Consider the following 365-nt stretch of genomic DNA (forward strand, 5'->3'; position numbering starts at 1 on the left):
ACACAGATTTCGTACAGTTCTATGAGGCTTTTTAGACCTCGATTTTAAGTCGTTGAAACTCACGTAGTATGTCCTTTCAAAAAACATTTTCTATGAATAAAGATATTAAATATTTTGGAATTGATATTAGCCATTTGGTATTCGATGTCACAGATTCTGATGGTAATTACTTTCAGTTTAAAAACAATGTATCAGGCTTTAAAAAGTTTGTAAAGCTCTTAGATATTAATAGCCATTGCGTGATGCAAGCTACCGGTTATTATCATTATCAGTTAGCGTATTATTTACAGGAGAATAGCATTGTATTATCCGTAGAAAACCCATTGTCAGTAAAACGTTTTATTCAGATGAAACTATCTAAAATA

The 365-nt window shown here is 30.7% G+C and carries 1 pseudogene; it reads left to right on the forward strand.

The window, feature by feature from the left end:
- Window positions 1–92: 92 nt before the first annotated feature.
- Window positions 93–365: pseudogene (locus tag CXF67_RS00265) on the forward strand (IS110 family transposase); the annotation flags it as partial.

Source organism: Psychroflexus sp. MES1-P1E, assembly GCF_002836055.1.
Taxonomy (GTDB): Bacteria; Bacteroidota; Bacteroidia; order Flavobacteriales; family Flavobacteriaceae; genus Psychroflexus.